Genomic DNA, 11,136 nt, shown 5'->3' with positions numbered 1-11,136 from the left:
GCCCACTCCCCGTTCGACGTCTGATCCCCTACCTGCCGGAGCCTCACTCCGGCCCCCTCACTCTTTTTCCATCCTGTGGCGCCCGTCAAGGTTTTAAACTTGCATTAACTTATTTTTAACTTAAAGTATCACTTGTAGACACTTTTACTTTCGAATGAAAGATGCGAGGCAGTTATGACCTTTACCAGCGAAACGTTGCCAGCGGACCACAAAGCAGCAATTCGTCAGATGAAACGCGCGCTACGGGCCCAGATCGGTGACGTGCAGGCAGTGTTCGACCGGCTTAGCGACAAAATCGCCGCCCGCGTGGCGGAAATTAACGCCCTTAAAAATAAAGGTGAATCCGTATGGCCGGTAATCCCCTTTACGGATGTGAAAAACGGTACGATCACCGCCGAACAGCGCGAAGCGGTTAAACGTCGCGGCTGCGCGGTGATCAAAAGCCACTTCCCGCGCGAGCAGGCGCTGGCATGGGATCAATCGATGCTCGACTACCTCGATCTGAATAAGTTTGACGAGGTTTACAAAGGACCCGGCGATAACTTCTTCGGCACCTTAACGGCCTCTCGCCCGGAGATTTATCCGATCTACTGGTCTCAGGCGCAAATGCAGGCGCGCCAGAGTGAAGAGATGGCACAGGTACAGTCGTTCCTGAATCGTTTATGGACATTTGAGAGCAACGGTAAGCAGTGGTTCGACCCGGACGTGAGCGTAATTTATCCGGACCGCATTCGCCGCCGCCCACCAGGAACAACCTCGAAAGGACTTGGCGCACACACCGATTCCGGCGCGCTGGAGCGCTGGCTGCTGCCCGCTTATCAGCAGGTCTTTGCCCGCGTGTTTGACGGCAACGTTGAGAAATACGATCCGTGGAATGCTGCGCACCGTACCGAGGTGGAAGAGTACACGGTGGATAACACCACCAAATGCTCCGTGTTCCGCACCTTCCAGGGCTGGACGGCACTGTCGGACATGATCCCCGGCCAGGGGCTGCTGCACGTGGTGCCGATCCCGGAAGCGATGGCTTACATTCTGCTGCGTCCGCTGCTGGACGACGTGCCGGAAGACGAACTGTGCGGCGTGGCGCCGGGGCGCGTGCTGCCGATTTCTGAGAAGTGGCATCCGCTGCTCATCGAATCGTTGACCAGCATTCCCGCGCTGGAAGCCGGTGATTCTGTCTGGTGGCACTGCGATGTGATCCACTCGGTCGCGCCGGTGGAAAACCAACAGGGCTGGGGCAACGTGATGTATATTCCTGCCGCGCCGATGTGCGAGAAAAACCTCGCCTACGCGAAAAAGGTTAAGGAAGCGCTGGAAACCGGCGCGTCACCGGGAGATTTCCCGCGCGAGGATTATGAGAAAAGCTGGCAGGACCGTTTCACCGTGAACGATCTGAACATCCACGGCAAGCGCGCGCTGGGCATGGCTTAACTGTCGTAAAGCCCTTCCCGCTCAACGGCGGTGCGTCGTTTTCCCTGACGTATCCGCCGTACCGATTCCCGCACGGCCAGCGTGCCGTTTAGCAGCAATGTTCCGACCGGCGCGTCCGGGCGCATCAGCCGCTGCTGGAGCATATATACCGCTTCTGTTCCCAGCTCATCGCGCGGGACATGCACCGCCGTCAGAGGCACATCCTGAATCGCCGCGAGATTAAAGCCGTCGATGCTCATCACCGAGACATCCTGCGGCACGCGCAGACCGTGTTTTTGCAGGGCGCTGATGGTCCCCGCCGCCATAAAGTCGCCGCCCACCAGGAACGCCGTCGGCAGATCTTTCCCTTTTTGCTGGTGAAGCCACTCACTCACCAGCTGCTCCGTCTCTTTGGCGCTGAAGCTTGGCACCATCAGCAGATCGCGCCGGTCGCTAAACCTGAGGTTATGGCCGTGCCACGCGTCGCGGATCCCCGACAGGCGCAGCTCCATGGTATAGCGACGCAGACACAGCACATTCATCACCTCCCGGTGCCCCATCTCGAACAGGTACTCCGCCGCCCGCTCGCCAATGGCGCGATGATCCGGCGCGACGGCGGGCAGGCGCATGTGGCGGTCCCGGCAGTTAATCAGCATGCAGGGTTTGCCCACGTCTACCGCCAGATCGTGGATATGCGGATCGTCGATACCGAGAAGGATCGCCGCCTGGGTGTCCGCTTCGTTCATGCGGGCCAGAAACAGCTGGGCATCGCTGTCGTTCTCCTCCAGCGCACAGTAACGCAGGCGAACCTCGTGCGAGGCCAGCCCTTTGCTCACGCTCTGGATGACGCGGTAGTAAAAGATGTCAGACCGCTCGTCAAACGCCCGCTGCGGGGCAAACACCATCAGGCTGTTAAGCAGCAGACGCCCCGCCGCCATGCCCTCCATTACCCCCAGCTCCCGCGCGCATGCCAGCACCGTTGCCCGTGCTTTTTCGCTGGTGTTTGCCTTCCCCGCCAGCACGCGGGAAACGGTGCTGATGGAGAGCCGGGTACGGGCGGCGATTTCGGTGATTTTAAGCCTTTTATCCATTTTGTGATCTGGCTCCGGATGTGAAATGAAAAAATTTTCACAACATCTTTATCAGGTAATAACTTGCGAGAAGGCCATAATGCCGAAAATTAAACCTCGGTTATGAGAAAATTTGCACAAAATCCACTATTTCCTGCTCAATTTCTCTCTTAAGGTGAACCTGTCACACAACTTCCATACTAGTTGTATAGCAGCTTAGCACTCTAAAACAGATAACTTTCAAACGCCTGACGCTGTGTGACACCTGAACCTTTGTCCCTTACCGTCCGTCTTGTGGAGAAGAAAATGAGTCAGGACATCAACAACACCGTTGCGACAAGCAAAACCCGTCGCGTCATTAAGAATCTGCGCTGGTACGTACTGGTGCTGTTTCTTCTTGGCGTGACCGTAAACTACATCACCCGTAACTCGTTAGGTATTCTCGCCCCCGAGCTGAAAGAGAGCCTTGGTATCACCACCGAGCAATACTCGTGGATCGTCGGCGCGTTCCAGATCGCCTATACCATTTTCCAGCCCCTTTGCGGCTGGCTGATTGACGTTATCGGCCTCAAGATTGGCTTTATGGTCTGCGCCGGGATTTGGGCGCTGATGTGTATCTTCCACGCAGGTGCCGGGAGCTGGCTGCATCTCGCGATCCTGCGCTTCTTTATGGGCGCGTCCGAAGCCGCCGCCACGCCAGCGAACGCCAAAACCATCGGTGAATGGTTCCCGAAATCAGAGCGTCCTGTTGCCGCCGGTTGGGCGGGCGTGGGCTTCTCCATCGGTGCGATGCTGGCTCCGCCAATCATTTACTTCGCTCATGCGTCGTTCGGCTGGCAGGGTGCGTTTATGTTTACCGGCGTGCTGGCGCTGCTGTGGGTGATCCTATGGTGGATCTTCTATCACAACCCGGAGCAGCACCCGAACCTGAGCCGCGACGAGCTGGCGTTTATCAAACAGGATAACGAACCCGCACCGGTCAGGCTGCCCTTTCTGACCGCGCTGAAAACCGTCTCGAAGAACAAACGGTTCTACGGTATCGCCATTCCGGCCTTTATGGCGGAACCCGCCTGGGCGGTGCTGAGCTTCTGGGTGCCGCTTTACCTCGCCAAAGAGCACGGCATGGATTTGAAACAGATCGCGATGTTCGCCTGGCTGCCGTTCCTCGCCGCCGACCTCGGCAGCGTGGCGAGCGGCTACCTCACCCGGCTTTATACCCGCTGGTTCGGCTGCACCCGCGTCAACTCGGTGGTGGCAAGTTCAGTGACCGGCGCGTTTCTGATGATTTCTCTGGCCGTTGTGGCCGTGACCCGCGACCCGTATATCACCATCGTGCTGATCTCCATCGGCGGTTTCGGCCACCAGATTATCTCCTGCATGCTGAGCGCGCTGGTCGTGGAGTCGTTCGACAAGGGCCAGATGGCGACGGTTAACGGCATGCGCGGCTCGGCGGCGTGGATCGCCAGCTTCCTGTTCTCCCTTTTGATTGGGGTGACCGCCGACAAAATCGGCTTCAACCCGCTCTTTATCGCCATGGGCTTCTTTGACCTGATTGGCGCTTTCTTCCTGGTGGCATTTATTGCTGAACGTCGCGCCAAGCGCGCCTGATAGTGGATGTATTGCATATGAAAACCCTGAAAAACTGGACCATCGATACGCAGTCAGCGAATCATCTGGAACTGCTGGTGGATAACCAGCACCGTCTGTGCCTGTATGTGCTGGAAGAGAATCTGTTCCGCGTGCTGATCAAGCGTAAAGGCCAGCTGGCGCTGGACCGCACCTGGAGCATCGCGCCGGAACAAGACGTACCGTGGGAAGGCCGCCGTCGTGACGATGTCAGCGGCTTCACCTGCCCGGCCTGGGCGCTGACGCAGCAGGGCGATGCGTTAACCGTAGCGACCGAACAGCTGCGCGTCACCGTCCACCAGCCCCTGTGGCTGGAGTGGCACTACCGCAATGAGGCGGGCGAGTGGCAGCCGTTGGTCAATGACCGCCCGACCAGCGCATACCTGCTGAACGCCCACGGTGACGGCGTGGCGCACTATCTCAGCCGCCGTAAGGATGAACGTTTTTACGGTCTGGGTGAGAAAGCGGGTGATTTACAGCGCAACGGCAAACGCTATGAGATGCGTAACCTGGACGCGATGGGCTATAACGCCGCCAGCACCGATCCGCTTTACAAGCACATCCCGTTCACCCTCACCCGTCGCGATGACGTGAGCTACGGCCTGTTCTACGATAACCTGAGCAGCTGCTGGCTGGATCTGGGTAACGAGATCGACAACTATCACACCGCCTACCGCCGCTGGCAGGCGGAAGCGGGCGATATTGACTACTACCTCTTCACCGGCAAGCGCGTGCTGGACGTGACGAAAGCCTTCGTGCGCCTGACGGGGAAAACGCTGTTCGGACCGAAGTGGAGCCTGGGCTACAGCGGCTCGACTATGCACTACACCGACGCGCCGGACGCCCAGGATCAGCTGATGAACTTCATCCGCCTGTGCGATGAGCATGCCATTCCGTGCGACTCGTTCCAGCTCTCCTCCGGCTATACCTCGATTAACGGCAAGCGCTACGTCTTTAACTGGAACTACGACAAAGTGCCGCAGCCGAAGGTGATGAGCCAGGCGTTCCACGACGCGGGGCTGCGGCTTGCGGCAAACATCAAGCCGTGCCTGTTGCAGGATCATCCCCGCTACGGCGAAGTGGCGGAACGCGGCCTGTTCATTCGCGATTCAGAAACCGATGCGCCTGAACGTTCCAGCTTCTGGGATGACGAAGGATCGCATCTCGACTTCACCAACCCGCAGACGGTGCAGTGGTGGCAGAACGGCGTGACCACGCAGTTGCTGGAAATGGGCATCGACTCCACCTGGAACGACAACAACGAGTATGAAGTGTGGGACGGGGAAGCGCGCTGCTATGGCTTCGGCCAGGAGATCGCCATCAAGCATATTCGCCCGGTGATGCCGCTGCTGATGATGCGCGCCTCGCTGGAAGCACAGCAGCGCTTTGCGCCGGATAAACGTCCGTATCTGATCTCCCGCTCCGGCTGTGCCGGAATGCAGCGCTACGTTCAGACCTGGAGCGGCGACAACCGTACCAACTGGGACACCCTGCGCTACAACATCCGCATGGGCCTGGGCATGAGCCTGTCCGGACTGTTCAACGTCGGTCACGACGTCGGCGGTTTCTCCGGCGACAAGCCGGATGCCGAGCTGTTCGTGCGCTGGGTACAGAACGGCGTGATGCATCCGCGCTTTACCATCCACTCGTGGAATGACGATCGCACCGTGAACGAACCGTGGATGTACCCGGGCGTGACCCCTGCGATTCGCAGCGCCATTGAACTGCGCTATCGCCTGCTGCCGTATCTCTACACCCTGCTCTGGCAGGCGCACGCCGACGACGAGCCGATGCTGCGCCCGACCTTCCTCGATCATGAGCACGATGCGCAGTCCTTTGAAGAGTGCGACGACTTCCTGCTGGGCCGTGACCTGCTGGTGGCCAGCGTCGTCGAAGCCGGGCAGCGCGAGCGCCGCGTCTGGCTGCCGGATAACGAAACCGGCTGGTACGATTTTTACACCCACGCGTGGTATGCGGGCGGGCAATCGATCGTCCTTGATGCGCCGCTGGAAAAACTGCCGCTTCTGGTGCGCGCCGGGGCCGGTTTGCCGCTCAGCGAACGCATCCGTCACGTGAGCGCCGATAAAGACGATACCCGTGAGCTAAAACTGTTCCCGGTGAAAGGCGTCGGCACCACCTCCGGGCTGCTGTTTGAGGATGACGGCGAAAGCTGGGGCTACCTGAACGGCAATGCGCTGTGGGTGGAATGGGAGATGGTGTGCGACGGCGCAAGTATCAACCTGAAGGTGAATGCGCGCGGCGACTATCGTCCGGCATGGAAGGCACTGAAGGTGTCGTTACCGACGGGGGAAAAACGTACGCTGCGGGTGAACGGGGTTGAAGGGGGCGAGTGGGTGGTTTAGTACGGCCTGATGCCCTCACCCTAACCCTCTCCCACAGGGAGAGGGGGTAGAACGTAGGCCGGGTAAGGCGAAGCCGCCACCCGGCTATTTTTTTAACTCTCGATACCTTTACTGCGCAGGTAATCTTCGTAGTTACCGGTGAAGTCCACCACGCGCTCTGGCGTGATTTCGATCACGCGGGTCGCCAGGGAGCTGACGAACTCACGGTCGTGAGAGACGAAGATCAGGGTGCCCTGATACATCTCCAGCGCCATGTTCAGGGATTCGATCGATTCCATATCCAGGTGGTTGGTTGGTTCGTCCATCACCAGGATATTCGGTTTTTCCATCATCAGCTTGCCGAACAGCATACGGCCCTTTTCACCACCGGAGAGCACTTTGGCGGGCTTTTTGATGTCGTCCTGGCTGAACAGCAGACGCCCCAGAATGCTGCGTACCGCCTGCTCGTCGTCACCTTCCTGCTTCCACTGGCTCATCCAGTCGAAGACGGTCAGATCGTTTTCGAACTCATATTCATGGTCCTGCGCGTAGTAACCAATCTGCGCGTTTTCAGACCATTTCACGGTACCGTTATCCGGTTGCATTTCGCCCACCAGAGTTTTCAGCAGGGTAGATTTACCCACGCCGTTGGCGCCCAGGATAGCAATCTTCTCGCCCACTTCCAGCAGCAGGTTGAAGTTTTTGAACAGCGGGCCTTCATCGAAGCCTTTGGTGAGGGCTTCCACTTCCAGCGCGTTACGGAACAGCTTCTTGTCCTGCTCGAAGCGGATGAACGGGTTCTGACGGCTGGAGGCTTTTACCTCTTCGAGCTTGATTTTGTCGATCTGACGGGCACGCGACGTTGCCTGGCGCGATTTAGAGGCGTTGGCGCTGAAGCGGCTCACGAAGGATTGCAGGTCCGCAATCTGCGCTTTCTTCTTGGCGTTGTCGGCAAGCAGACGTTCACGCGCCTGGGTTGCCGCCGTCATGTACTCATCGTAGTTGCCCGGATAAACGCGCAGCTCGCCGTAATCCAGATCCGCCATGTGCGTACACACCATGTTAAGGAAGTGACGGTCGTGCGAGATGATGATCATGGTGCTGTCCCGATCGTTCAGGGTCTGCTCCAGCCAGCGGATGGTGTCGATGTCCAGGTTGTTGGTCGGTTCGTCGAGCAGCAGGATGTCTGGATTAGAGAACAGCGCCTGCGCCAGCAGCACACGCAGCTTCCAGCCTGGCGCAACTTCGCTCATCGGACCATAGTGCTGTTCAACAGGAATGCCGACGCCCAGCAGCAGTTCGCCCGCACGCGCTTCCGCAGAATAACCGTCCATTTCGCCGTACTGCGTTTCCAGGTCGGCCACTTTGTAACCGTCTTCTTCGCTCATCTCAGCGAGACCGTAGATACGATCGCGCTCCTGCTTCACTTCCCACAGCTCCGCATGCCCCATGATCACGGTGTCGAGCACGGTGAACTCTTCGAAGGCGAACTGATCCTGACGCAGCTTACCGATACGCTCGTTCGGGTCGAGCGAGACGTTGCCCAGCGTCGGCTCCAGGTCACCGCCGAGGATCTTCATAAAGGTGGATTTTCCGCTACCGTTGGCACCAATCAGGCCGTAACGGTTGCCGCCGCCAAATTTGACGGAAATATTTTCGAACAGCGGCTTACTGCCAAACTGCATAGTGACGTTGCTGGTAACTAACACGGAGAGATTCCTGCGAAAAGTGTGATAAACGCGGCATTATGCCACAATTCCGAATTGAGATCCTGTGTTGCGGTAATCCACTAAACTTTAACAAAATCGAAAAAAATGTGATTTCGTACACATCTGAATTCCCAGTTAACGGGAATGCACATATAATGCGCTCCCATTACAGATTCAGACTTCTCAACTCATCGCCAGAATGGCTTAGATACCTCGCATAACATGAACATGAAATTAACAACGCTTTTTGCGGCGGCGTTAGCCGTAGTAGGTTTTTGTAAGACCGCGTCTGCGGTGACGTATCCCCTGCCGACAGACGGAAGCCGTCTGGTGGGTGAAAACCAGGTGGTGACGGTTCCGGAAGGTAACACTCAGCCGCTGGAATACTTCGCGGCGCAGTATCAGCTCGGCCTGTCTAACATGCTGGAAGCGAACCCGGGCGTTGACCCGTATCTGCCGAAAGCGGGTACCGTACTCAACATTCCACAGCAGCTGATCCTGCCGGATACCGTGCACGAAGGTATCGTGATTAACAGCGCCGAAATGCGTCTGTATTACTACCCGAAAGGCACCAACACCGTGATCGTGCTGCCTATCGGTATCGGTCAGCTGGGTAAAGACACCCCGCTGAACTGGACCACCAAAGTGGAGCGTAAGAAAGCGGGCCCAACCTGGACGCCAACCGCCAAAATGCACGCTGAGTACATTGCTGCCGGTGAACCGCTGCCGGCCGTTGTGCCTGCTGGCCCGGATAACCCGATGGGTCTGTACGCGCTGTACATTGGTCGTCTGTATGCCATCCACGGTACTAACGCCAACTTCGGTATCGGCCTACGCGTAAGCCACGGCTGCGTACGTCTGCGTAATGAAGACATCAAATTCCTGTTCGATAACGTGCCGGTCGGTACGCGCGTGCAGTTCATTAACGAACCGGTGAAAGCGACGTCAGAGCCGGACGGCAGCCGTTACATTGAAGTGCATAACCCGCTGTCCACCAGCGAAGATCAGATCAACAACAACGAAATCGTACCGATTAAGCTGACCAGCGCGGTGCAGTCCGTTACCTCTCAGGCGGATGTTGACACGACCATCGTTGACCAGGCGATTCAGAACCGTTCCGGTATGCCGGTGCGTTTGAACTAATCGCGAGCACGAACAAAGCGGGCCTCGAGGCCCGCTTTTTTTTATCCGTTATTCACAATTACGATGCCGCCATGATCATAGCGATAGTGACAATGGGCGTACTCCAGCGGCGTACCATCTTCCAGATAGATCACCTGCTCGACCTCCAGCACCGGGTCGGTTGGCTCACAGACCAGATGCTGCATATCCAGCGCACTGGGCTTCAGCGCCCGCACCACACGATACGATCCCATGATCTTCAGCCCCAGCGTCTCCTGCACATACCGGAATACCGAACTTTCAAGATGGGTTTTATTCAGGCCGGGCACCAGATTGAGCGGCATCACCGTGGCGTCCAGGGACATCGGCTCACCGTTGAGTAAACGCAGACGGATGAAGTCATAGATCGGCGTATCCGGATTTATCATCAGCGAGGCCTGCTCTTTCTCGTTCGGGAAGCGAAGTTCGAAGTGCACCACCTGGCTCGTCACCGTGCCTAAATGTTCCCAGGTCTTGGTCGCCCCGAAGTAGTCGCTGCCGGAGAGATCCCACTGGGAAAGCTGGAGGAAATTTTTGCGGATGAACGTGCCCTGCCCCTGTCGGGTATAGACCAGCCCTTCTACGATCAGCTGACGCATCGCCTGCTGAATGGTCATCCGGCTGGTGCTGAACTCCGCCGCCAGCGCGAACTGGTCCGGCAGAGGTTCATTGGCGGCGTACTGCTGGGTGATAATGCGTTTCTTAATTTCCCGCGCTATGGTGATGTACTTCGCCGCCATCGTCCTTCCTTAAATTAGTGTTCTGTCCCGCTGTTTTTCAACGCCACTCGCTCGGCAACTTTGAGGAAAGGCAGGTAGAAGAATACACCAAATACGATGATTGCCAACTGCACCACCACCGCCCGCCAGTCCCCCGCCGTCGCCAGCCAGGCGCTGAGGATCGGCGGGGTCGTCCACGGGATCATCACCACGCAGCGCGACATGAGCCCCAGCGTGGTACAGAGCCACGCAAAGTAAATCCCGATAGCGGGCAGCAGCACAAACGGGATCATCAGCGGCAGGTTAAAGACTATCGGCAGGCCGAAAATCACCGGCTCGTTGATGTTAAACAGACCCGGTGCCAGCGACAGACGCGCCACCTGCTTCGCTGATTTCTGTCTTGAGAAGATGAAGATAGCGATCAGCAATGAGATAGTGCTGCCCGTCCCGCCCACCATGCCAAAGGTCGGCACAAAGATGTTGTTGATGATGTGTGGGATCGGCTGGCCGTTGGCAAAGGCCAGCATGTTCTCGTTAGTGTTGATCAGGAGGAACGGTTCCAGCACCACGCTGTTGACTACCGACTGATGAATACCGAGCGTGAACAGGAAGTTACCGAAGCTGTAAATGAAGATCGTCCCGGGCAGACTGGTGTTGATCAGCCGCAGCGGCTGCTGAATGAATGTCGTAATGAGATGGATCAGATCCGTATGCAGCACGTTCGCCAGTATTGCCGCCAGCACCGCAAACAGGGAGAGCGTGAGGATTGTCGGGATCAGCGCGGTAAAGGATTTGCTCACCGCCGGAGGCACGTTCTCCCCCAGCGAAATGTGCAGCGCCTTCAGCCGTGAAATGGCGATAAACAGCTCGGTTGAGAGCAGCCCAATCAGCACCCCGGCGAAAATGCCGGTCGAGCCGATATTGGCGAACGTCAGCACCTGGGTGACGTTCACCGTGGCGTCGCTGCCGACAGGCGTAATCTGTAAGCGCATCGGCATCATGATGATGAAGCTGCTGACGGCGATAACCACTGCCGAGACCGGATTGTCGAAATCTTTGTTACGCGCCAGCGACCAGGCGATCATCGGCGCCAGCAGCA

Annotated in this window: 8 protein-coding genes; 4 read left to right on the top strand and 4 right to left on the bottom strand. The window is 57.6% G+C overall.

Annotated elements, in window-relative coordinates:
* Positions 1 to 174: 174 nt before the first annotated feature.
* The gene (locus tag HP459_RS16820; protein WP_169441020.1) at positions 175 to 1,431 is read left to right on the top strand and encodes a DUF1479 domain-containing protein; all 1,257 of its coding nucleotides are present in this window, start codon (positions 175 to 177) and stop codon (positions 1,429 to 1,431) included.
* Here HP459_RS16820 and HP459_RS16815 read toward each other — a convergent pair.
* Positions 1,428 to 2,501, bottom strand: a complete 1,074-nt coding sequence (locus tag HP459_RS16815) for a LacI family DNA-binding transcriptional regulator (RefSeq protein ID WP_045621938.1) — start codon at positions 2,499 to 2,501, stop codon at positions 1,428 to 1,430. The genes HP459_RS16820 and HP459_RS16815 overlap by 4 nt on opposite strands.
* Positions 2,502 to 2,786: 285 nt before the next feature.
* Between HP459_RS16815 and HP459_RS16810 the strand changes: the two genes are divergently transcribed.
* Together HP459_RS16810 and HP459_RS16805 are read left to right on the top strand one after the other, a co-directional pair.
* Positions 2,787 to 4,088 carry an MFS transporter gene (locus HP459_RS16810; protein ID WP_023299659.1) on the top strand — a complete coding sequence of 434 codons (1,302 nt, stop codon included), beginning with the start codon at positions 2,787 to 2,789 and terminating at the stop codon, positions 4,086 to 4,088.
* A 17-nt stretch (positions 4,089 to 4,105) separates the two neighbouring features.
* Positions 4,106 to 6,469 carry a TIM-barrel domain-containing protein gene (locus tag HP459_RS16805; RefSeq protein WP_171936515.1) on the top strand — a complete coding sequence of 788 codons (2,364 nt, stop codon included), beginning with the start codon at positions 4,106 to 4,108 and terminating at the stop codon, positions 6,467 to 6,469.
* Positions 6,470 to 6,561: 92 nt separating this feature from the next.
* On the opposite strand, the gene HP459_RS16800 is transcribed toward HP459_RS16805, so the two are convergent.
* Positions 6,562 to 8,157: an ABC-F family ATPase gene (locus tag HP459_RS16800; RefSeq protein ID WP_023299657.1), complete on the bottom strand. Its 1,596-nt coding sequence runs from the start codon at positions 8,155 to 8,157 to the stop codon at positions 6,562 to 6,564.
* A gap of 222 nt (positions 8,158 to 8,379) precedes the next feature.
* On the opposite strand from HP459_RS16800, the gene ldtB reads away from it, so the two are divergent.
* Positions 8,380 to 9,300, top strand: a complete 921-nt coding sequence (gene ldtB, locus HP459_RS16795; RefSeq protein WP_003858435.1) for a L,D-transpeptidase — start codon at positions 8,380 to 8,382, stop codon at positions 9,298 to 9,300.
* 41 nt (positions 9,301 to 9,341) lie between these two features.
* Here the strand turns inward: ldtB and HP459_RS16790 are convergent, their stop codons facing one another.
* Together HP459_RS16790 and HP459_RS16785 are read right to left on the bottom strand one after the other, a co-directional pair.
* Positions 9,342 to 10,058 (bottom strand): GntR family transcriptional regulator, encoded by a 717-nt coding sequence (locus HP459_RS16790; RefSeq protein WP_015571043.1) that lies wholly within the window; start codon positions 10,056 to 10,058, stop codon positions 9,342 to 9,344.
* 14 nt (positions 10,059 to 10,072) lie between these two features.
* The coding region (locus HP459_RS16785; protein WP_171936514.1) for a PTS sugar transporter subunit IIC at positions 10,073 to 11,136 on the bottom strand (1,064 nt) is incomplete at its 5' end.

Origin of the sequence: Enterobacter sp. CM29, assembly GCF_013179605.1 — a bacterium.
Taxonomy (GTDB): domain Bacteria; phylum Pseudomonadota; class Gammaproteobacteria; order Enterobacterales; family Enterobacteriaceae; genus Enterobacter; species Enterobacter intestinihominis.
Note: the sequence above shows the minus strand (reverse complement) of the source record. Positions and strands in the feature narration are given on the sequence as shown.